The organism is Streptomyces sp. NBC_01224 (genome assembly GCF_036002945.1).
GTDB lineage: Bacteria > Actinomycetota > Actinomycetes > Streptomycetales > Streptomycetaceae > Streptomyces.
Map to the genome: position 1 here is coordinate 694,210 of NZ_CP108529.1, position 21,357 is coordinate 715,566.

The following is a 21,357-nucleotide window of genomic DNA, read 5'->3' on the forward strand; positions in this document are numbered from 1 at the left end:
CCGGATCGATGCGTCCTTCGCCGGGTCAGCGGCTCTCGTTCACCACCATGGCCGAGCCGCCGCCTCGCCGCTTGGGTTCGGCGACCGCCGTGACCTTCCCGTCGCGCCGGAACTCCAGTGCGGCCACCGCTCCGATCTCAGGGGATGGGGTGAAGGTCTGTGGGGCCAGGACGAAGTGCTGGCCGAGGACTTCGAGCGCGGTGCGCTCGGGTGCGTCGAGGAAGGCGGGTTCGGTTTCGGTCGTGGTCCGGTTCCGCTGCGAGATCCGCGGAGCGGCGACCGCATCGGGCAGCGACATGCCCAGGTCGAGGCGGTTGACGAGGGTCTGGAGCACCGTGGTGATGATGGTCGCACCACCCGGCGAACCGACCGCGATCAACGGCTTGCCGTCCCGCAGCACGATCGTCGGCGACATGCTGCTGCGCGGGCGCTTGCCCGGCGCCGGCAGATTCGGGTCGGGTACCCCGGGGGTGAGCGGGGTGAAGTCGAAGTCGGTGAGCTCATTGTTGAGCAGGAAGCCACGTCCCGGCACGGTGATGGCCGAGCCTCCGGTCTGCTCGATCGTCAGGGTGTACGAGACCACATTGCCCCAACGGTCGGCGGTCACCAGATGGGTCGTCGAGGGCCCCTCGTAAGGCTCCTGACTGCCCTTCCCCCGGGCACAGCCGGTTGTCGCGCTGCGCGGGTCCGCCGGGGCCAGCGGACTGGTCAGGGTCGCGTCGGGCCGGATCAGGCAGGCCCGGTCCTTCGCGAACCTCTTGGACAGCAGCGCCCCCGTGGGCACGTGCGAGAAGGCGGGGTCACCCACCCAGCGGTTGCGGTCGGCGAAGGCGATCCGGCTGGCCTCCAGGTAGTGGTGCAGCGCCTGGACCCGGCCGGCGGACGACAGAGGGAAGTTCTCCAGGATGTTGAGCGCTTCGCCGACTGTCGTGCCGCCGGAGGAGGACGGCGCCATGGAGTAGACGTCCAGCCCGTGGTAGGTGGTGAGGGTCGGGTCCCGGCGCACCACCCCGTAGTTCGCGAGGTCGCTCCGCTCCATGAGTCCGGGCCGGAACGTACGGTCGGAGCCGGCGGCCACCGGCGGGTTCTGCGCGGTGCGCACCACATCACGCCCGATGTCGCCGTGGTAGAGCGCGTCTATGCCCTTGTGGGACAGCTCCCGGTACGTACGGGCGAGGTCGGGGTTGCGGAAGCGGGAGCCGACCACGGGGAGTTCACCGTGCGGCAGGAACAGCTCGGAGGTCGAGGTGATGTCCCGGAAGCGGGCTTCGTTCATCGCGGTCTGGGCGCGGAATTCGTCGTTGACCACGAAGCCGTCGCCGGCGATCCGGGTGGCCGGGCGCAGTGCGCGCCCGAGCGAGACCGTGCCCCCAGTCGTCCAGAGCCTTCTGCCAGGTCGCCGGGGTGCCCGGAACGCCCACGGACAGGCCGGAGTTGACCGCTTCCTGGAACGGGATGGCATTGCCCGTGGACGGGTCGACGAAGGAGTCGGAGCGCATCCGGGCCGGGGCCGTCTCGCGGCCGTCGATGGTGTGCACCCTCTTCTGGGCGGCGTCGTAGTACACGAAGTAACCGCCGCCTCCTACGCCTGCCGAGTACGGCTCGACCACACCGAGCGCCGCCGCGGTCGCCACCGCCGCGTCCACCGCGTTGCCGCCGTGCCGCAGCACCTCGATGCCGGCCTGCGAGGCGTACGGGTTCACACTGGAGACCGCACCCCCGCTGCCGGTGGCGACGGCCTGTTTGGGCGGCGGCTGGAGCCGGGAGCCGGAGGGTACCGCGGCGCCGTCTGCCGGGGATGAGCCGACGGCTGCAGTGGGAACGAGCAGGGGGAGAGCGAGGGCTGCCGCTGACACGGCAGACACCAGGGCACGGCGGGCGATCATCAAGCCTCCGAGGGCCTCGGGCGAGGGTAATTGCTGGCACTCTGGCAACAGCCGGCCTCATCAGCAATGGATCTTGGAGATCTTTGCGGAACATCTGAGGTTCCTCGGTAGTAACCAGCACGGTTCAACGACCCACCGGTACCAGGAGTCGGCGATCCACCGGCGCACGATGCCACGAGGGCGGGGAAGCATGCGTGTGCGACAGGTCGGCGGCGACTTCGGCCCAAGCCGGCCTGCTCGTGCCTGACCCGGACGCCACCCTCGTCGTCGAGGCAGGCACCCAGCGGAATCTGATTACTCGTCAGCAGAGTCGACAAGGGGTCAGCAAGTGTCTGAACAGACCTGGTCACAGGTGCCAACACCTGCAAGTCCGGGCCACCCAGGGAGCGGGCTCACACCATGCCCTGCTCAGCTGCCCCCGTTATGTTCTTCGCGGTCCTGCAAGAGGACCGCCGGCCTGTCGGCGTCCCCTGGGCTCCGTGCCGCTACGCCCAGCCCACCATGGAACACGCCAGCGCAGAACGCTCGCCGAGCGATTTCCGCTGATCGGCAGTGAGGGGCGGATCACGGCGGTACCGTGGCCGAACCTGAGTCCGACCTGGCCGTTTCGGCCGCACGAGGTGACGAACGATGAACGATTACGCACTGTCCGCACCGCATCCCACGAACGCACACCCCGCCCGCGTTTACAACGTCTGGCTGGGCGGCAAGGATCACTATCCGGTGGATCAGGAGGCAGCCGAACTCGCTGCCCGGGCGAACCCGACAATTGTGCCGTCGGTCCGGGCCAACCGGGCCTTCCTGGGCCGCGCCGTACGTCACCTCGCGGCGACCGGAGTCCGCCAGTTCCTCGACATCGGTACGGGCATTCCCGCCGCAGAGAACACCCACGAGGTGGCCCAGCGGGCCGCTCCCGAATCGCGTGTCGTCTATGTCGACAACGACCCGATCGTCCTCTCCCACGCGCGGGCGCTGCTGGTCAGCGGCCCCGAGGGGCAGACCGACTACGTGCAGGCCGATGCGCGGGACGTGGACACGATTCTCGACGCCGCCTCCCGCACCCTGGATCTGGAGCAGCCGGTCGGCCTCATGCTGGTGGCGATACTGCAGTACATCAAGGACGCCGAGGACCCGTGGGACGTCACCCACCGGCTGCTGGACCGCCTTGCCCCGGGCAGTCACCTCGTCCTGTCCCATCCGGCCGTCGACGTCACCGCCCCCGAGGTCGCCGAATCCATGCGGATCTACAACGAGCGCGCAGCCAGCCACGCCTCCGCCACCCCCCGCACCCACGAAGAGGTTCAACGATTCTGCGATGGCCTGGAAATCCTGGAACCGGGCGTTGTCACCCTGACCCGCTGGCGTCCCGGACCGTCCGACACTCCGGATGACACCCTGCCCATGTGGTGTGCCGTCGCCCGCAAGGCTTAAGAGGTCATCTCAACTGGTGAGTCGGCTGTGGCAGATGAGGGCGCAGGCGATGGCGGCGAAGGCGCGGAAGCGTTCGGTCATGTCGCATGATCAGATATCGTGCGCAGCCATGGGTGAACTGATATTGATCAGGCATGGCCAGACCGAATGGAGCCTGTCGGGCCAGCACGCCGGCCGCACCGACGTTCCGCTGACTGACGCGGGCAAGGCTGCAGCCAAGTCGCTCGCCCCGCGGCTTTCCCGACGCCATCTGGTCGCTGTGTTCAGCAGCCCGCTCAGCCGCGCCCTGCGGACGGCAGAGTTGGCGGGCCTGACCGGCGTCAGGCCCGATCAGGACCTGGTGGAGTGGGACTACGGTGGCTATGAGGGCCTGACCGCGGCGCAGATCCAGGAGACAAGGCCGGGATGGGACCTGTGGCAGGACGGTGTCATTCCCGGCGACGCCGCCCATCCTGGCGAACAGCTCCAGCAGGTGGCCGTGCGCGCGGACGCGGTGCTGGACCGGATCCGGCCGCTGTTGGGCGATGGCGACGTCGCCGTCGTCGCTCACGGACATCTGGCACGCGTGCTCGCCGTGCGCTGGCTCGGCCTTGACGCGTCCGCCAGCCGACTACTTGGTCACCCACATCCAGGCACTCTCAGTTTCCTGGCCACCGAGGACGAGCGGCCTTTCATTGCTGCCTGGAACGTGCCGTAACGGGAGCCCGCTGTCTCACGCCTGCCGCGAGAGGCGCCGGCGTCGATCGCGCACCGCGACCAGTCGAGGTTCGCGCGCGCCGAGCTCGTCCAGGACCAGGCGGTGGAGCCTGCCCCAGACCCGGGCCCGGCTCCACTCGGTGAACCGCCGGTGTGCGGTCGGCCCGGACGGGCCGAAGCCCGGCGGCAGTTGGCGGCACGTACAGCCCGTCGTGGCCACGAACACAATGGCCGCCAGCACCTGCCGGTCGGTGACGGCCGCTCAGATCGTAATAGCGGAGATCGGCGTCGACATGCAGCGGTTCCCCACAGCAAGCCATCTCGCCTCGTGGGCGGGAGTCTGCCCGGGCAACCACGAGTCCGCCGGCAAGGTCACCAGCGGCCGCACCCGCCACGGCGATGCGCGGCTCGAAGGAGTCCTTGGCATCGCCACCGCGGCAGCCGCCCGCTCGAAGAGCACCTACCTCTCCGCGCAATTCCGGTGGCTCGTCGGAATACGCAAAGCGGGAACTGCACGGCGACTGACGCCCGCCACCGGGCGCACCACTCCGAAGCCGTGCGCGGCGAAAATGCCACCGAGGCGCTCGCCGACCAGTGGCCGACTGGCTCGACGAGCACGCGACGAAGCAGATCTGCCGGATCAGCCTTCGGTACGGCCTCGCCCTGGGTGCGCCGCAGCATGTTCCGTGGGCTCAGTCCTGCTGCTCCAACGCGTCGGCGAAGGCGCGGAGGGCATCGGCCAGCTCTTTCTTGGTGGGCAGCTCATCCACCTTCTTCTCCAGACCGTCGATGCGTTCCGCCAGGTCGTCCAGGCTTGCCGGAGCCGTGGGATGCGATGTGGGTCCGTCCGTAGGAGCCGGGGACTCGGAACCACCCGAGCCTCCCGTATCCGTACTCCCGGAGCTGCCGCCGTCGGTGCCACCTGAACCGCTGACGGAGCCACCGCCCCCAGCGCCGGTGTCCCCGCCGCCCGCGAGACCGCCGCTTCCCGTATCGGACGTCTCCGCGGGCACAGGAGTCGGGCCGGACGCCCTGCCGTCCTGGGCGGCCACGGCGATCGCCCCGCCCACACCCAGCACCATCGCGGCGGCCGCGCCGACCAGCGCCACCGTCATCCGTCGCGCCTGGATCTTCCTCATATGTGTCATGCGACGGACACTAACCACTGATCGCCGCGGAGGGATTCCTTCCGATGATTCGGTGCCGCATGGGCTCCTCGCGCAGGGTGGCCCGAGTCGCTGCGTTGGGCGGTCTACGCTGTCACCGTTGCCCATTACGTTCAACGGCCCAGCGTCCCGGGACGAAGCCTCGAAGCGTTCCCAGGTCCCCGGATCGCTCCGGCCGCCTGCAGAAGGGACAATACGATGGATCCTGATATCCGGACCAGGGCCGCACTCGAGGAACACTGGCAGGCATCGGAACGTGGGGATACCGAAGCCGAGCACGCCATCTACGCTGCGGACGCGATCCTCGACTACCCCCAGTCAGGTGAACGATTCCGGGGCCGCGCGACGATTTCCTCGCAACGTGGCGGGCACCCCGCCAGTCGGCACTTCACCGTCCACCGGATCGTTGGCAGCGGGGATCTGTGGGTGAGCGAGTGTGTCATCACGTACGACGGGGTGCCCACCTACTCAGTGAGCATTATGGAATTTGCCCATGGGCATGTGGTGCACGAGACGCAGTACTTCGCGGACGCCTTCGGTTCGCCTGAATGGCGGACAGCACTCGCGGAGCCGATGCCGGGCAGGAATATCGCCAGGGCCTGACCCAGGGCTGACAGGCGGGAGTGAGCCGGTCGGGCGGGCTGGGCTTCTCCCACGGCCGGCGCAGATCAGCCGCCATTGGTCGGGACAGCCGTAACTCGCCGCCGTGACGGGGCGGGCGGCCCCGGGTGCCGCGCTCCCGTGGAGGAACCCGGCGGCGAAGGACACGCTCCAAGCGCATGCGACCCAGCACCTGTACCGGCAGATCCCGTAGCAGGAAGGTCAGGCGGGGCACGTCGTAGCCAGCGTCGACAGCCGGCCGCGTTCGGGCCGTGGCGTCGACGATGCCGGCGGAGCGAGACGGGTCCTCGGTGGCGGCGGACGGCGTCGCTCGGGAGCTTCGCAGGGCGGCCTAGACTGGGGAGGTTCGCAAGCGACCCCGCGGAAATGGGAGGGACGACGGTGGCGACAGGCGTCGACAGCTTCGAGGACCCGCCTGCCGAGGTACTCGCGGAGGCGGCCGCGGCCTTCGGGCTGCTGGCGTCCTCGGCACGGCTGCACATCATGTGGACATTGGCCCAGGGCGAGAGTGATGTGACCGGACTCGCGGAGCGGGTGGGAGGCGCGCTGCCCGCTGTCAGTCAGCACCTGACGAAGCTGAAGCTCGCGGGTCTTGTGCGTTCCCGCCGCGAGGGCCGGCGGATGGTCTACTTCGTGGACGACCCCGATATTGTGACCGTGGTTCGGCTCATGGTCGGCCAGTTGACCGCGCGCGCCGATGCCGCATCCGCGTCGGTACGAACGCTCCGCAGGACCGGTGCCTGACACTTCCGCGGTTGAGGGGCCGGCCTTTGTGGTGCCCGGCCAGCCAACCGCTCCACCGTCGCGCAGAGCCCCTGCAGTCGGCGGGGCGTCGCAAGAACTGACCTCGCTTCAGGTGCTGCGCGCGCTGGACAGCGGCCCTCGCGGGCTGACGGACGTGGAAGCTGACGCGCGCCTGGTCAGGTTCGGCGAGAACACGCTGCCTGCCCGGCGGACCGTGTCATGGGGCGGGCGTTTTCTACGCAGCCTGCGCGACCCGTTCACCGCAGTGTTGCTCTGCCTCGGCCTGGTGTCCGCGGTCGTCGCGGCCTGGGGCACCGCCTGTGTGATCACCGTGCTTGTGGTGGTCAGCTGTGTGCTGCGGTCGGCCGGGGAACATCGAGCCGACCGGTCGATGGCCGGGCTGCGGGAGCTGGTGACGACCACCGCGACGGTGCTGCGCCGCACGGATGAGGACGCGGCGCCGGTGCCTCGGGAGACTCCGGTCGATCAGCTGGTGCCGGGGGATGTGGTCCGCCTCGGCCCCGGAGACCTGGTCCCCGCCGACGTGCGACTTCTGCGCTCGAATGGCCTGAGTGTGGATCAGGCAGTGCTCACCGGGGAGTCGGCTCCGGTCTCCAAGCATCCTGTTGATGCGCCGGGCCCGCTGGACAACGGTCCGTTCGATGAGCCGCAGCTGTGTTTTCAGGGCAGCAGCGTCATGTCGGGCAGCGGCACCGCGGTGGTTGTCGCGACCGGGGCGTGTACCTGGTTCGCCGCCGCACACCACTCCGTACACCCACGTGGCCCGAGCGCCTTCGACCGCTCGGTGCACGGGATTTCCTGGATCCTGATCCGGTTCATGCTGCTGACGCCGCCGCTGGTGCTGATGGCGAATGCCGCTCTGCGCGGCCGGGGTCTGGAGACGCTGCCGTTCGCGGTGGCGGTGGCGGTGGGGCTCACCCCGGAAATGCTGCCGGTGATCGTCACCACGTGTCTGGCACGCGGCGCATCGCTCCTCGCGCGCGTCCACGGCGTGATCGTCAGACGACTGCCCGCGTTGCACGACCTGGGCGCGGTCGATGTGCTGTGCCTGGACAAGACGGGCACGCTCACCCAAGACCGTCCAGTCGTGGTCCGCGCGCTGAGTGCCGACGGCCGGGCTGATCCCGAAGTGCTGCGCTGGGCCGCCGTGAACGCTTGGTGGACGCTGCAGCTCGCCGATCTGCCCGTTCCCGACACCCTGGACGAGGCGGTTCTCGACGCCGCCGACGAGGACGGTGCACTGCGCCACGACGGGGTCGCGGCCGTGCCTTTCGATCCGGCACGCCGCCTCTCCACTGCCGTCGTACGCGACCCCGGCCGCCTCGGTGTCCACACACTCGTCGTCAAGGGCGCAGTCGAGAACGTATTGGAACGATGCCTGCTCGACGACGTCGAGCGGCACCGGCTGCTCGAACTCGCAGCGAGCCGAGCGGACGACGGGCTGCGGCTCCTCGCGGTCGCCACCGCCGAACGTCCTGCGCGACGCCGCGCATACACACCTGCCGACGAACGCGGCCTGACCTTCATCGGCTTCATCGCTCTGCGCGAGGAACTCGCCCCTTCCGCCGCCGCTGCCCTGCGCGCCCTCGCCGACCGCAGCGTCACGGTCAAGGTCCTCACCGGCGACCACCCGGGCACCGCGGCCCGCGCCTGCCGCGATCTGGGCCTCGACCCCGGTGACGTATGCACAGCAGACCGCATCGACGAGCTCACGGACCCGGAGCTGGCCGACCTCGCCCACCGGACCACCGTGTTCGCGCGCTGCACCCCCGAGCACAAGGCCCGCATCGTCACCGCCCTGCGTGCCGCGGGCCACACCACCGGTTTCCTCGGGGACGGCGTCAACGACCTGCCCGCACTGCACGCGGCCGATGTCGGGATCTGCCCGCGCGACGCCGTCGACATGGCCCGCGAGAATGCCGACGTGGTCCTTGCCGACCACGGCAAGGACCTGTCCACGATCGAGCACGCGATCACGGCAGGCCGGCACAGCAGCGTCACCATCGCGACGTATCTGCGCATCACGCTCTCCTCGAACCTCGGCAACGTCATCGCCATGCTCTCCGCCGGCCTCCTGCTGCCCTTCCTGCCGATGCTCCCGGCCCAGGCCCTCGTCCAGAACCTGTGCTTCGACGCCGCCCAGCTCACCTTCTCCTACGACCGGCCCGCGCCCGCCGCACTCGAGCACCCGACCATGCTGCGACCGCGCGACCTCCTCCGCTTCATCACCGCCTTCGGAGCCCTCAACGCCGTCGCCGACCTGGCCACCTTCGCGGTGCTCGCCGTCGCCCTGCACGGTCCCGGGGGTACGGACGACGAGGCGGTGTTCCACTCCGGCTGGTTCACCGAGAACCTGCTCACGCAGGCCCTGGTGATGCTGCTCCTGCGGACCGGCCGCCGCACCGCCGAGACGCGCGGAATCAGCCCGGTCGGCTGGGCCGCAGCTGCGCTCGCCGCCACCGGACTGCTGCTGCCGCTCTCCCCGCTCGGCCCGCGGCTGGGCTTGATGGCCCTGCCCAGCCTCTACTACCTGCTGCTCGTGGTAGTGCTCGGGTTGTACGCGGCGGGACTTGCGACCGCCAGACATCGCTACGAGCGTCGTGGTACACATCCGTAGTGGCGCCGTCCGGCGAGTGCGCTCCCCGCACAGCTGTCGTCGTGCAGGCCGTGCTGTTCGGGTCCGCAAACGATGCGGGATTCCCTTCCGGGCCGATCGGCATGGTGATGGCCGGGGGCTGGGCGCTCGTCCTCGGCATCATGCGCCTGCGCAGCGGCGGAATCCTGATTCCGTACATCGTGCGTGTCGCGGCGAACGCGGTCATCGGGACCATGGCGGTGGCGGTACTGCACTGAATCTCGGATGTGGCGTTGCCGCGCGCCGACATCGACTGAACTCCGTAGGCTGTGGGTACTCAGGCGGTGCGCGGGAGGAGGCAGCAGACGGTGGCAGACTCCGGGGCGCGCCGGCGGTGGATCGGGGTGCTGGTACTCGTACTGGCAGCATGGGCCCTGGTGCGCGGCGGCCAAACGCCCGAGTCCGCAGATGCTTCACGAACCACGCCGCCCAGCGCTTCACCGGCCGCCACTGCCCATGCCGCGCCGAGTGCTCCGGCATCCGATGAGAGCAGCCCGCACGCGTCGACGACCGGGGCCTACGACCCCGCCGCCTACGCGCCGCAGGTTCGTACCCACGCAGCCCACGCCGACGTCGATCCGAAGTTGTTGATGGCGGTCCTCTACAACGAGTCTTACAAGCCACACGACCCGGAGCTGGAGCGGGCCTGGCAGCGTTACAAACCGGATGCCGCCTTCGGCATCGCGAACATGCACCGTGCCGCCTTCGACGAGACCAAGCGGCGGCATGATTTCACGAACCGCCGGTGGGAGGAACTGCCCGACGACCGGGACCTGGCGATTGAGGCGGCCGCCTGGCATCTGCACGACCTGGCCGCGCAGTTGCCCACCCGCCGGCCGGGGATGTACACGAAGAGCGAACTGCTGGCGCTGGGCTACAACACCGGGTCGGGCAACATGCTGGCATTCGCCCGCGGCGCGCACCCAGGCAGTCAGGCGCAGTCCTACCTGGACCGGCTGCATGCCAACTGGGCCAAGGCCGGGAAGGCGATGTCCGCTCAGCCGTAGGAGAGGTTGGTGCACAGGTCGTCGTCGGCGGAGCGGGCACCGTCGGCCACTTCGGAGGGTACGGAGGCCGGCCCGCCGGAGCCGGTGTCCGCGAGGCTGTCCGCGTAGTCCTTGCCGAGGATCACGTTGATGCCCGCCGTGGTCGTCGCCCGGAGATCCGCGTCGGGGAAGAGGCGGGCGACGGTCTCTGCCCGGTCCTTCTGGCCGGGACCGTACTCGATCAGCGTGGTGCTGTGGTCCTGGTTGGCGGCGGTGGTGGTACTCGTGACGGTGAAGTCGTGGCCCTTGAGGGTCCGCGCCGCGTCGGCGGCAAGTCCGGTGACCGTGGTGCCGTTGTAGACGGCGACGTCGATACCGTCCCCGGAGACCGCTTCGTCGGCACTCGCCGAGGGGGAGGCCGAGGCCGTCTCGTCACCGTTCTTGCCGCTGGCGTCCTTGCCGTCGATGGTCCGGTCGGACTTCAGCGCGGCCCACAGGGCGTCGGCGTCCGGCTCGACGATCGCGACCCGCGATCCCCGGTACTGCCAAGGAATGGTCACGAACTTGGTGTTGTGCAGGTCGATGTCCTTCATCGACATCACGAAGGACAGCAGCTTGTCGGCGGACCCGAGACCGGGGTCGACGGTCATGGACTTGGTCGCGGCGTCCGCGAGCGGCAGCAGCTTGGTGGGGGTGAGCCCGTCGCTCTTCACCTTCTTGATCAGGCTTGCGACGAAGGCTTGTTGGCGTTTGATGCGGCCTATGTCGGAGCCGTCGCCGATGCCGTGCCGGATGCGCACGTAGTCCAGTGCCTGCTGCCCGGAGACCTTCTGCTCGCCCTTGGCGAACAGGAGCTTGCCGCGCGTGGTGCGGTTGGGATTGAGGTCCCTTTGGTAGATGTTCTGTGGCAGACACACCTCGACGCCGCCGACGACCTCGGTCAGTTCCGAGAAGCCCTTGAAGTCGACGACGACGGTGTGGTCGACGCGTAGTCCGGTGAGCTTCTCGATGGTGTTCTGGGTGCAGGCCGGGTTGCCCTTGGCGGTCTGACCCACGGAGTACGCCGCGTTGAGCATGGTGTTGGTCTGCGTCTTGGACCAACTCCCGTCCGGGAGCTTGCACGGCGGGATGTCGACAAGGGTGTCGCGCGGAACGGACACGGCGACGGCGTGCTTGTGGTCGGCGTATATGTGAAGCAGGAAGGCGGTGTCGGAGCGGCCGACGTCAGTCTTGTCACCGCCACCCAGATCGCTGTTCCCGCCGGTGCGCGCGTCCGAGCCGATGACCAGGACGTTCGCGCCCTTCGAAGCGGAGGCATCCGGTCTGTCGCCGGAGATACCGTCCGAGCTGAAGGTTTCGATGTTGCCGCTCAGCCGGAGGTAGACCCACCCCGCTCCCGCCGTCACCAGTAGGAGAAACGACACAGCTATCACGAGCACCCTCCGCACCCGGCTGCGCTTGCGCCGCCGGGTGCGGACGGCGGCTCGAGCGCCGCTGCGACGCGGGGGTGCCATCTCCTGGCGGGTGCCTGCCATGTGTTGTGCGCCCTCATCCGTCCGACCGATACAGAGGGGACGACTCGCCCCACCCCGAGGTTGTACAGTTGCGCAATGTAGCAAGCTTTCCAGTGGGAGCCACCCCGAGGTGCGCGCCCCGTTTGATGAGACGAAAGGCGGAGCTGGAAATGTTGCGTAACGGTCTGGAGCCTTGGCATCTGCTGATTGTGGCGATCGTCGTCATCGTGCTGTTCGGCTCGAAGAAACTGCCGGACACCGCCCGGGCGGTGGGCAAGTCGCTGCGCATCCTCAAGAGCGAGACCAAGGCCATGAAGGAGGACGGAGCGACGAGCACCGCCTCCGATCCCGACCCGTCCGCGCAGGTCGCACCTTCGGCGATCCGGACCACAGGCGAGCCGACTCCGGCCCGGTCGGCCACGGAAAGCACCAACACCACCCACTGAACCGCACGCGGCGGCGCCGTCAGGGGCTGGCGCCGTCGAAGCCGTACCTCAGCGGCTCACTCCGCACCCCGGGATCCCGGCGGTAGACATAAAGCGCCTCCACCCGCACGCCGCCCGGCGGGGCCTCCAGCCGGCAGGGGTACGTCACCTGCAGCACCGAGGGCCGGCCGGTGACCCGCATCCACAGCCCGTCCGCGGGGCCGCCGTCAAGCACCGCGCTCTCCGAGCCCGTCAAGTCGTTCGCATCCATGCGCATAGTTTAATTATTGCGCAAGTTTTGAACTATTGTGAAACTCGTCACTCCGGGGCTCCACCAAGCGGCCCCGAACGCAGCTCGACTTCGCCGAGAAGCAGCACACATGGGCGTCAGCCCCGCCAAGGGTCACAACGTCGTCCTCAACCGGGACAACACCCCACTCGGGGACGTCACCGTCGAACTGGGCCGAGACGTCCGGCCGGCCGGTCGGCGCCACGGACTTCGACCTCGACACCTCCACGATCATCTACGGCCCCGAGACAAAGGCCATCTCCGACAAGCACTTCGCCTTCCACTACAACCTCACCAGCCCCGACGACGCCGTTCGGCACACGGGCGACAACACAACCTACGAAGCCGACGAGGACCACGAACAGATCCTCATCGACCTCCACAGGCCGGACAAGAAGATGGAGCAGGTCGCCTTCACGGTCTCCATCCACGACACGGAACGGCGCGGCCAAAACTTCGGGCAGGTCAGCGAAGCCTTCATCCCCGTTGTGGACAACCTCACCGGCCCCGAGATGTGCCGCTACGAACTCTCCTACGACGCCACCGGCGAGACCGCAACGGTCTTCGGCGCCCTCTACCGCAAAGGCGAGGAGTGGAAGTTCCGCGCCATCGGCCAAGGCGGACCGCGTCTGTCACCCGCACGGAACGCGCGGAACTCTCACAGCCCTGAAGCGCGTCAAGGGCCGAGAAGGGGTGCGGGGAAGCACCCACCTCTCGACCCTTCCCGCAGGGGATTCCGTACTCACCTACCCCTGCACCATGGCGGGTTCGCTCGCTACCAGCCGGTCTTCACCCCGTTGTAGGACTGGCGGCAGGTGGCGTTGGACGCCTCGACGGAGAGCTTCTGCATGGCGTTCTTCCAGACCTTCTTGGCCACGCTCTCCAGACCCCGGGTCTCGGCGGGGACGTTCGGCGCGTACTTCTTGATCGTCCCGATGGCCGCCGTTGTGAACTTGCTGCACTCCGGTCCGGTGGCGTTCTGGTACCGGGTGTCCAGGTCCTTGGCTACGGCTTTGCCGTTCGTGGTGGCCCAGCCGTTCCACGCCGCGCACGCGGTCTGCGTAAACGCAGCCTGGTCGGCCTCGGTCAGCGTCACGATCTCGTTCAGCAGGGCTTCCTGGACTTTGTCGGGCACCGTGAAGTACACGACGGGGAACTTGTCGAGGGTCTTGAGAAGAGACTCCTGGCACGCAGGGGGCAGCGGGGCCGCGTGCGCGAACGAGGGTGCGGCCAGGGCGGAGGCGGACAGGACAGCCGCGGTGAGAACGGTGCGCTGGACGGCACGGCAGAGAGTCATGACGGCTGATACTCCTTGAAAGAGAGGGTGTTCCGATCAGGGCGCGAACAGCGGCCCGGCTACAGAACGATCACCGGGCTGTGCAGGACACGGTCGAAACCGAGCCCTGCGGAAGCGGCGGTGATCCCAGCACGCGACGGTCGGGCAAGTCATGTGGGTCGTACGGGCTGCGAGGGTGTGCCGGGCTCCCCCGCGTCCATGTCCGGCTCGGACCGGTCCGGGCGTCGTTCTCGTTCGGACGGGAGCGCGTTGCGGGTGCGTCTGCGGAAGACGAGGAAGCCGGCGAACGCTGCCACGGTGAGCCAGAGAAGCTGGATGGCGAGGCCCTGGGACACCGATGTGGTTGAGAATGCCGCGGACATACTGGCCTGCACGGCCCCGTACGACGGCAGGAAGCGCATGACCGCGCTGTCCGATCCCGAGTTGGAGAGGGGGTTCTGCAGGGCGACGTCGATGATGCTGATCATCAGGATGGCGAACATGCCCTCCACCTCGCGGCCCAGCACTGACCCGAAGACCACTCCGAGCGCGCCGTAGGTCATGGCTGCGCAGAACAGCGCGGCGGCGAGCATGAGGGGTTGTCGGGGGGACCAGGCAACGCCGGTGACGGCCGTGGCGTATGCGGAGATGGCGGCACAGACCAGGGTGAGCGCGGAAAGCTTGGCGAGTACCAGGTGGAAGCGTGGGTAGCCCGCCATTGCCAGGCGGCGGTCGAAGGCACCGCCCGTGAACGTGGCGGCGAACATCATGAATCCGGCGATCAGCGTGACGGCGTTCAACGCACCGGTGATCTGAGTGAGGTGGTTGCCGGCCGGGGACAGGACCTGACCCGTGGCCCGCAGCCGGAACGGCGCCGGACGGTCGGGAATGGTCACGTAGGCCAGGGCGATCCAGATCGGGATGTACAGGACCACCAGCAGCATGGCGAACCGGTTGCGGGCGTGCCCGATCAGTGCGTACCGGGAGGCGGTGACGAACAGGGACCAGTGCCTTCTCATGTCGTCGCCTCCGTCCGGGAGTCCTGGCGGTGGAGGCGGCCGCAGTCCAGGCGCCACAGTTCGTCCAGCCGCCCGATGTCGTACGCCAGGTGCGAGACCACCAGCACCGAGCGCCCGGCGTCGCGCAGCCTCATCGCCAGCTCCCAGAAGCGCAGGTAGGTCTCCCAGTCGAAGCCTTGGTACGGCTCGTCCAGCAGGAGAACCTCCGGATCGTGCATGAGCGCCAACGTCAGGTTCAGCTTCTGCCGGGAGCCGCCGCTCAGCAGGCCCGCGCGTTGGTCGAGGTACTCGGTGAAGGCCAGCGTCTCCATCACCTCCTCGGCTCGCCGCAGGTCCGCGAGCCCGAAGGCGCTCTTGAAGAAGTCCAGGTGCTGGCGGACGGTGAAGGAGTCGTCGAGAACCACGGCCTGCGGGCAGTAGCCGAACCTGCCGCTGTGGCGGACCGATCCGCGGTCGGGCCGGAGCTCGCCGGAGAAGGTCTTCAGCAACGTCGTCTTGCCGGCACCGTTCTCCCCCACGATCCCGGCCAGGACACCCGGACGCAGAGTGAGGTCGACGCCTCGCAGGACGGCGTGGTGCCGATAGGAATGGTGCACATCTCTGACTTCCATCGTGCTGCTCCGTCGTGCCAGGTCTTCCGGATAGCGGCGAACCCGATCCGCCCGTGCCCAACGATCCGACCGCTCAACAGAAACGGTGCCGGGACCAGTACTGATCCTCGGCGTCAACCTGGTCACGCAGTGTCATACGTAGGGCGGAATTCGCGCGGAAGGACCGGTCCCAGGGGCGGCAGGGGCCGCTAGGGTGGCGCGTGCCGGCGAGCTCCTCAGCGCCTCCGAGCGCCGGCGGCTTCTCGGTGCTTCGTGTCCGGGCATCCCGGACGGGGCGGGAGTCATGGCGTCGGCGGAAGCCCTCGCCCCTTCGATCCCGATCACGTACGAGTGAAGGTCAATCATGCGGAGAACGTGCGTGATCGGAGCTGGCCCGTCAGGGCTGGCCGCGTCCAAGGTCCTTGCGTCGCGGAACATTCCGTTCGACTGCTACGAAGCCGGATCGGGCATCGGCGGGCTGTGGCGATTCGCCAACGACAACGGCTTGTCCGGGATCTACGCGTCGCTGCACGCGAACATCTCGAAGGAGAGCATGTCCTTCGCGTCCATGGCCATGCCGGAGAACTACCCGGTCTTTCCGCATCACAGCCAGGTCCTGTCCTACCTGGAGGACTACGCCACGTCGTTCGATCTCCACCGTCACATCGACGTCGGCGCGGAAGTGACGGCGGCTCGGCCGCAGCGTGACGGCAGCTGGGAGGTCGCGTATCGGCGCCGTGGCGATCCGGCCGAGAAGTCGCGGCGCTACTCGGAGGTACTGGTTGCCAACGGACACCACTGGGACCCGCACTTCCCGGACCCCGCCGTTCCGGGGGCCGAACACTTCGAGGGAACCACGATCCACTCGCACGAGTACCGCGCTCCCCACGCGTACGCCGGTCAGCGTGTACTGGTGATCGGCATGGGCAACTCCGCGTGCGAGATCGCCGCTGAAATCTCCCGCACGGCGGCGCGGACCCTTCTCTCCGCGCGCAGCGGTGCGCATGTGTTCCCCAAGATGCTCCTCGGCCGCCCGGCCGACCATCTGGTGTCGAGCCCGCTGTCCGATTTCCCGCTGTTCCTGAAACGTCCCGCCCTGCGGCTCCTCCTGTGGCTCGCCCGCGGCGGTCCGGCTCGCTACGGGCTTCCCGAACCGGACCGTGAACTCCTCACCACCCACCCCTCCACTTCGGACGAACTCCTTGTGCAGCTGGCCCGGGGGGCGGTTACCGCGAGGCCCGGCGTCAGCGGCTTCGGCCCCGACACCGCGGTCTTCACGGACGGGACCTGTGAGCGGGTGGATGCCGTGGTGTACGCAACGGGCTACAAGATCTCCTTCCCCTTTCTGGAACCCGCCGTGTTCGCCGCCCAGGACGGCCGCACCGAGCTCTACCTGCGCACCGTTCCTCCTGGAATTTCCGGGCTCTACTTCATGGGTCTCGCGCAACCGTCCGGTGCGGCCTTCCCTCTGCTCGAGTCACAAGCGGAATGGATCGCCGACCTGATCGACGGCTCGGCCGCTCTGCCGTCGGCGTCGCACATGACGCGAGCGATCCGGCGCGAATGGCGTCGGCACCGGAAGACCTACGCCCCCACCTACCGCCACGGGATCGAAATTGACTTCCGCTCCTACCGAAGGGCCCTCAGCCGTGAACGTCGAGCAGGCCGGCGTCGCACACGGAGCACAGCCCCGGACCTCCCCACCATGGTTGACCTCGCTCCAAGAGCCGACGCGCTGTGACCCGCTCAGTCAGGTTTTCCACCGGATGACCGGCAAGCACCAACTGGCCGTGGGATGGGCCGTACGGTTCCGCGGAGAGCCCCCCACACCGGACGAACTGCGCCGGCACCTATGGGAGAGGCTGGCCGAACTACCGACGCTGACCCACTGCATCCAGGACTTCCCGGCGCCGCGGTTCGTGCCCGCGTCGGACCTCGACCCCCGAAGGCATGTGCGAGGTCTGACCGCGACAGCTCCCCTGAAGCGGTGGCAGGACTGTGTCCAGGAGGTGCTCGGACGGCCTCTGCCGACCGCTCCCCATCCCCCCTGGGACCTCTGGCTGATCCACGGATACACCGAAACGCCCGAGTACGTTCTCGTGTTCCGCATTCACCACGCCATGGAGGACGGCGCGGGGCACCACTACGTATTGCAGACGTTGTTCACCCCGCGAAGGTCGGCCGGATCCGGGGACGGACATCCGCCGCGTCATGCAGCGGGACGCGTCTCCCTTCGGGGCGTGCTCGGCGTCGTGAACGACATCGCGCACAGTTTCCGGGGCGCCGGCACCTGGCGCGTGCTGCGCCGGCCCCCGACGGGGAAGCTCTCCGCGGCCTTCTGCACGGTCGGGACACGACGGCTGCTCACCGTTTCCAGAGCTCTCGGCACAGACGTCAGCGCGGTCTTCCTGACCGCCCTGACCGGAGCCATGCGCGCCGTCGCTCTGGCCGAGGGGGAGCCTTTGGCACCGCTCCCGCTCTCCTGGCCCCTCTCGACCCGAACGGGCAGCGAGAGGGGAGCCGTGGGCAACTTCCTCACCATGCTGCGCGTCGAGTTGCCGTGTGACGAACCCTGCCCCCTTCGCCGCCTCTCCCGTATCACCCGCCAGCTGTCACCCGGGAACACCGAGCGGAGAATCCGGACCTCCCTCGCCCTCATGCGGCTCGCACCGCGTCCCGTGACCCATTGGACGCTTCGGCGGCTCATGAGCCCACGCCACGTCCCTGTCGTCGGAACCTATTTCCCCACGGCCATGCCGCAGCCGTCCTTCGGGGACGCTCGGCTGGACGGTGCGCTCGGGCTGGGTGCCCCTCTGCCGGGTCAGCTCTGCCACCTGACGCTGCTCAGACGCCGAACCGAGTGTGAGCTGTCCGTCGTCCACGACGGAGCTCTCCCCCAGGGCCGCGACATCCCGCAGCTGTGGCTGGCCGCTCTCCAGGAGCTCGAAGCACGGATCTGACCGAGCGGCCGGCCCGCTCATGCCGTCAATTGGTTGGCACCGGCGCCGAGGCCTCCTCCAACTCGCCCACGGCCTGCTCCCACAGGCTCGGCAGCAGTTCCGCCAGCGGAAGGCCGCGGTCGGTCACGAAGGACACCTCGGCCCAGGTGCCGAAGAACGACAGACCCACCCCGAAGAGGTGGCCGGGGAGGAGCAGGGGGAGCAGGACGGTACCGGTCACCTGGGTGGCGCCCAGGCTGCCCTCGTTGGCCAGCGGCATGGACGTGGCCAAGATGTCGGTCACACGGGGCGAGAACACGCCCCGCATATACCACTCGGTTGGACGGTCTGGCATAAATCTGACCAAATCCTGGATGGCCTGCCGCCACGGCTCGCTCCTCAGCCTCGCGGTCGTCGCCATGACGCGCCCCAGCCGCCGCACGGGCAAGTCGTCGTCCGAAGAACCCCCAGGGCGCCCAGGAGCGGGGTTCACGGGCAGTTCCATCGGCAGGGCGAAGCAGCGGTTGCCCCACGTCTGTTCCTCGTCCCGGCGCCGGGCGTCGACTGGCACCAGCGCGGAGATCCGCGGCAGCGATACGCCGGACTGTGCCGACCAGGCGGACAACGCCCCGGCAAGAGCGGCGAGATGGGCGTCGTGAGCCGATCCGCCCTGCACTGTGCCGATCCGCCGGAGACTGTCCAGCGGTACGCGGCCCCGCCACAGCCGCCTGTCGCCCGTCGGCACGAAGGACGCAGCCGGTCCGCGACTGCGGGTGGCGAGGGCGGCGAGGGCCGCGAACCCGAACTTCGCGGCCAGGCCGAGCGCCAGTCCCGCCCTCCGCGGCAGGTCGGCGCGGCGGCCTGCCCGGAGCACGGGGCGGGCGGAAGGCTCTCCTTCGCCCAGAAGGACACGAAAGGTCTGTGCTGCGGCCGAGCCGTCCTGGCAGGCGTGGTGGAACCGGTAGCACACGGCGTACTCGTCGGGCGCGTGGCCGTGGACGAGCCAGATCCCCCAGCGTGCGCCGGGCGGGAACGGCGCGTTGAGCGCCATGTCTATGGCGGACTCCCACTCCGCCGGACCGTCCGCGACCGCCTCGTGGACATGCCGCTCAACGGTGAAGTCCGCGTCCGGTCGCCACCTGGAGCGTCGGGTCTCGCCGTCCACGCGGGTCGTGAACATGGGAAGCCGGGCCACGCACATGCCCACGTACGTGCGAAAGTCGGCCAGGCTCGGAGGCGGACCGCTCAGATACGCGACACCGCCGGCATCCCAACGGACGTCGGGATGAGTCCGTTCCAGGTTGAGGAACGCGCGGTCTACGGAGTGAGTGCGGTGGTGGGCGGACTGAACGGACACGGTCATGAGGGCTCCAGTCTCGTCGGCCGACGGGCGCGCAGACGGACGGGCGGACAGCCGATCGGGCGGACCCGCGCGGCACCGATTCGTCGCCCCGCTCGTATGACCACGGTTTATATCGCGCAGTCGCACGCCCGGAACCCGGTTTCGCGCGCTGCCCGCGCGGATTTTCGGTCGCGTCGCGCAGAGCTACGTGCCGTGCGCCGCCTGCCGGCCGCGCCACCGGGCCGCCTGGACCGGCTCGCGGAAACCGGCCGCGAAGTCACCCGAAATGATGACAAGGTCGCGGACGGCCCGGACGGGTGACAGCGTGTCCCATCGAGCCTGCGCAACGGGGCTGTTGGCGTACCGCAGGGGGCACAGGGCGTCCCCCGTTCCCTCGCCCTGATACTCCGTTCGGGTGAGCCGGCAGACCGGGGGCCCCGCCGCCGTTCACCATCTGTCACTGTTCCTCTTGCATCGGTGGTCGCCGAGTCGGAGGAGGCCCGGGGACCGAGGGTCGGCGAGCTCGCGCCGCACGGGCGGGACGAGCCGGGACGGACCCCGTCAGCCACCGGTCGTCCGCACCACTGCGTGCGTTCCTGTCCCTTTCGAAGCTCTTGGAGTCATGGTCGTGCACGTCGCCCTCACCGGCGCCACCGGATTCCTCGGGCTCCGTCTCTTACGCCGACTGCTCACCACGCACGCGTCGTTGACGGTATTGACCCATGCGAGGTCGGGCGACGCGCTGCACCGCATCACCCGGTTCTTCGAGCTGTCCGGCGATCCGGACACGCTGATCGCGGCACTCCCCAGCCGGCTGCGAGTGGTGGAGACCGAGCTGGAGCGGCCACGGCTGGGGCTGTCCGGAAACGACTTCCAGAAGCTGGCCGACGGACTCGACGCGATCTGGCACAGCGCGGGAAGCATCAACCTCGAGGACGACCTCGCACGGCTGCGCCGCATCAACGTCGAAGGCACGCGGCACGTACTTGAGTTGGCCGCCGCCGGACACAGGAACCCCGCGGTCCACCACGTGAGCACCGCCTTCGTGGCCGGGGCACGGCGCGAAGGTGTGGCATACGAGGACGAGCTGGACGACACGTACGGCTTCGAGAACGCCTACGAGCGCTCCAAGTACGAGGCGGAGGTCCTGGTCCGTGCGTGGTCTCGGGCACACGACCGCCCAGTCCTGGTCCTGCGGCCGAGCATCCTGGTCACGGATCTGCCGCCGCACCCGGACCTGCCCTCGCACCCCCTTCAGGTCATCGAACGGATCCTGCAGGACTCGCTGCGCACCGCCGGTCTCGCCGGCCCCGGAATCCCCGGGTCCAGCCGTCCGGAGATACGGCTGGTGGGCCACCCGCACGGTCATCTGAACCTGATGCCGGTGGAGGACGCGGCCGAGGTCATGGTGCGGTTGGCCGGCCGGCCGCCCTCGGGGGGAGTCGACACGTACAACGTCGTCCACGGTCACGACGTCCCCGTTTCAACCATCGTCGCGCTCCTGGAACGGCTTGTGCACCTGAACCTCGACGTTGTCGCCAGGAAGCCCGACGACGCGTCCGTGCTGGAATCCCTGCTGGACTTCTACCCAGGCTTCACGGCCTATCTCAGTCACCGTCGCCGCTTCGACGACACCCGCGTCCGGACCCTGTTCGGGCCGTCGACAACCGGGTTCCGGGTGGACCTGGACTACCTGTGGTCCGGTCTGGGTCCGAGGCCGGCGACGGCGGGCTGACCGTCGCCCGCACCCAACCACGCGCCCTCTCCACCGATCGCG

The 21,357-nt window shown here is 68.9% G+C and carries 18 protein-coding genes and 5 pseudogenes; 13 read left to right on the top strand and 10 right to left on the bottom strand.

The features are described from left to right. Positions 1 to 25: 25 nt before the first annotated feature. Positions 26 to 1,886, bottom strand: a pseudogene (gene ggt / locus OG609_RS03035) (gamma-glutamyltransferase). Positions 1,887 to 2,516: 630 nt separating this feature from the next. Between ggt and OG609_RS03040 the strand changes: the two are divergent. Next, complete coding sequence (locus OG609_RS03040; RefSeq protein WP_327271316.1) at positions 2,517 to 3,317, top strand: SAM-dependent methyltransferase; 801 nt, start codon at positions 2,517 to 2,519, stop codon at positions 3,315 to 3,317. A 109-nt stretch (positions 3,318 to 3,426) separates the two neighbouring features. Further along, on the top strand, positions 3,427 to 4,014 hold the full coding sequence (locus OG609_RS03045; protein WP_327271317.1) for a histidine phosphatase family protein: 588 nt from the start codon (positions 3,427 to 3,429) through the stop codon (positions 4,012 to 4,014). 34 nt (positions 4,015 to 4,048) lie between these two features. Here OG609_RS03045 and OG609_RS03050 read toward each other — a convergent pair. Then, a pseudogene (locus OG609_RS03050) lies at positions 4,049 to 4,263 on the bottom strand (transposase); the annotation flags it as partial. 43 nt (positions 4,264 to 4,306) lie between these two features. Here OG609_RS03050 and OG609_RS46000 point away from each other — a divergent pair. After that, positions 4,307 to 4,414: pseudogene (locus tag OG609_RS46000) on the top strand (transposase); the annotation flags it as partial. 291 nt (positions 4,415 to 4,705) lie between these two features. On the opposite strand, the gene OG609_RS03060 reads toward OG609_RS46000, so the two are convergent. After that, entirely contained in the window at positions 4,706 to 5,161 is a 456-nt protein-coding gene (locus OG609_RS03060; protein WP_327271318.1) for a hypothetical protein, read from the bottom strand. 216 nt (positions 5,162 to 5,377) lie between these two features. Between OG609_RS03060 and OG609_RS03065 the strand changes: the two genes are divergently transcribed. After that, positions 5,378 to 5,782, top strand: a complete 405-nt coding sequence (locus OG609_RS03065) for a nuclear transport factor 2 family protein (RefSeq protein WP_327271319.1) — start codon at positions 5,378 to 5,380, stop codon at positions 5,780 to 5,782. 76 nt (positions 5,783 to 5,858) lie between these two features. Here OG609_RS03065 and OG609_RS46005 read toward each other — a convergent pair. Continuing rightward, positions 5,859 to 6,029: pseudogene (locus OG609_RS46005) on the bottom strand (transposase); the annotation flags it as partial. 152 nt (positions 6,030 to 6,181) lie between these two features. Here OG609_RS46005 and OG609_RS03075 point away from each other — a divergent pair. The 4 genes from OG609_RS03075 to OG609_RS03090 all read left to right on the top strand — a co-directional run bounded on the left by OG609_RS03075 (position 6,182) and on the right by OG609_RS03090 (position 10,207). Continuing rightward, complete coding sequence (locus tag OG609_RS03075) at positions 6,182 to 6,544, top strand: ArsR/SmtB family transcription factor (protein ID WP_327277925.1); 363 nt, start codon at positions 6,182 to 6,184, stop codon at positions 6,542 to 6,544. Then, positions 6,498 to 9,182, top strand: a complete 2,685-nt coding sequence (mgtA, locus tag OG609_RS03080; RefSeq protein WP_327271320.1) for a magnesium-translocating P-type ATPase — start codon at positions 6,498 to 6,500, stop codon at positions 9,180 to 9,182. The genes OG609_RS03075 and mgtA overlap by 47 nt, the downstream gene beginning before the upstream one ends. Next, positions 9,182 to 9,418 (top strand): CPBP family intramembrane glutamic endopeptidase, encoded by a 237-nt coding sequence (locus tag OG609_RS03085; protein ID WP_327271321.1) that lies wholly within the window; start codon positions 9,182 to 9,184, stop codon positions 9,416 to 9,418. The genes mgtA and OG609_RS03085 overlap by 1 nt, the downstream gene beginning before the upstream one ends. Positions 9,419 to 9,508: 90 nt before the next feature. Further along, a complete protein-coding gene (locus tag OG609_RS03090) occupies positions 9,509 to 10,207 on the top strand; it encodes a transglycosylase SLT domain-containing protein (RefSeq protein WP_327271322.1) in 699 nt (232 codons plus the stop codon). Here OG609_RS03090 and OG609_RS03095 read toward each other — a convergent pair. Continuing rightward, on the bottom strand, positions 10,198 to 11,721 hold the full coding sequence (locus OG609_RS03095) for an LCP family protein (RefSeq protein ID WP_327271323.1): 1,524 nt from the start codon (positions 11,719 to 11,721) through the stop codon (positions 10,198 to 10,200). The genes OG609_RS03090 and OG609_RS03095 overlap by 10 nt on opposite strands. A 149-nt stretch (positions 11,722 to 11,870) precedes the next feature. On the opposite strand from OG609_RS03095, the gene tatA reads away from it, so the two are divergent. After that, positions 11,871 to 12,146 carry a Sec-independent protein translocase subunit TatA gene (gene tatA / locus OG609_RS03100; protein ID WP_327271324.1) on the top strand — a complete coding sequence of 92 codons (276 nt, stop codon included), beginning with the start codon at positions 11,871 to 11,873 and terminating at the stop codon, positions 12,144 to 12,146. 19 nt (positions 12,147 to 12,165) lie between these two features. Here tatA and OG609_RS03105 read toward each other — a convergent pair whose 3' ends face one another. After that, positions 12,166 to 12,396: a hypothetical protein gene (locus tag OG609_RS03105; RefSeq protein ID WP_327271325.1), complete on the bottom strand. Its 231-nt coding sequence runs from the start codon at positions 12,394 to 12,396 to the stop codon at positions 12,166 to 12,168. Positions 12,397 to 12,505: 109 nt separating this feature from the next. On the opposite strand from OG609_RS03105, the pseudogene OG609_RS03110 reads away from it, so the two are divergent. Continuing rightward, positions 12,506 to 13,034, top strand: a pseudogene (locus tag OG609_RS03110) (TerD family protein); the annotation flags it as partial. A 155-nt stretch (positions 13,035 to 13,189) separates the two neighbouring features. Here OG609_RS03110 and OG609_RS03115 read toward each other — a convergent pair. The 3 genes from OG609_RS03115 to OG609_RS03125 all read right to left on the bottom strand — a co-directional run bounded on the left by OG609_RS03115 (position 13,190) and on the right by OG609_RS03125 (position 15,320). Then, the gene (locus OG609_RS03115; protein ID WP_327271326.1) at positions 13,190 to 13,711 is read right to left on the bottom strand and encodes a hypothetical protein; all 522 of its coding nucleotides are present in this window, start codon (positions 13,709 to 13,711) and stop codon (positions 13,190 to 13,192) included. A 149-nt stretch (positions 13,712 to 13,860) separates the two neighbouring features. Further along, positions 13,861 to 14,709 (bottom strand): ABC transporter permease, encoded by an 849-nt coding sequence (locus OG609_RS03120; protein ID WP_327271327.1) that lies wholly within the window; start codon positions 14,707 to 14,709, stop codon positions 13,861 to 13,863. Further along, positions 14,706 to 15,320 carry an ABC transporter ATP-binding protein gene (locus tag OG609_RS03125; protein WP_327271328.1) on the bottom strand — a complete coding sequence of 205 codons (615 nt, stop codon included), beginning with the start codon at positions 15,318 to 15,320 and terminating at the stop codon, positions 14,706 to 14,708. Before OG609_RS03125 ends, OG609_RS03120 begins: the two co-directional genes overlap by 4 nt. A 358-nt stretch (positions 15,321 to 15,678) precedes the next feature. Here OG609_RS03125 and OG609_RS03130 point away from each other — a divergent pair, with 358 nt between their 5' ends. Together OG609_RS03130 and OG609_RS03135 are read left to right on the top strand one after the other, a co-directional pair. Next, positions 15,679 to 17,040, top strand: a complete 1,362-nt coding sequence (locus OG609_RS03130) for a flavin-containing monooxygenase (RefSeq protein WP_327271329.1) — start codon at positions 15,679 to 15,681, stop codon at positions 17,038 to 17,040. A 25-nt stretch (positions 17,041 to 17,065) separates the two neighbouring features. Next, positions 17,066 to 18,259: a wax ester/triacylglycerol synthase domain-containing protein gene (locus OG609_RS03135; RefSeq protein ID WP_327271330.1), complete on the top strand. Its 1,194-nt coding sequence runs from the start codon at positions 17,066 to 17,068 to the stop codon at positions 18,257 to 18,259. A gap of 25 nt (positions 18,260 to 18,284) precedes the next feature. Here the strand turns inward: OG609_RS03135 and OG609_RS03140 are convergent, their stop codons facing one another. Continuing rightward, entirely contained in the window at positions 18,285 to 19,601 is a 1,317-nt protein-coding gene (locus OG609_RS03140; RefSeq protein WP_327271331.1) for a wax ester/triacylglycerol synthase domain-containing protein, read from the bottom strand. Between the two features lie 601 nt (positions 19,602 to 20,202). Between OG609_RS03140 and OG609_RS03145 the strand changes: the two genes are divergently transcribed. After that, entirely contained in the window at positions 20,203 to 21,315 is a 1,113-nt protein-coding gene (locus OG609_RS03145) for an SDR family oxidoreductase (RefSeq protein WP_327271332.1), read from the top strand. Positions 21,316 to 21,357: the final 42 nt, after the last annotated feature.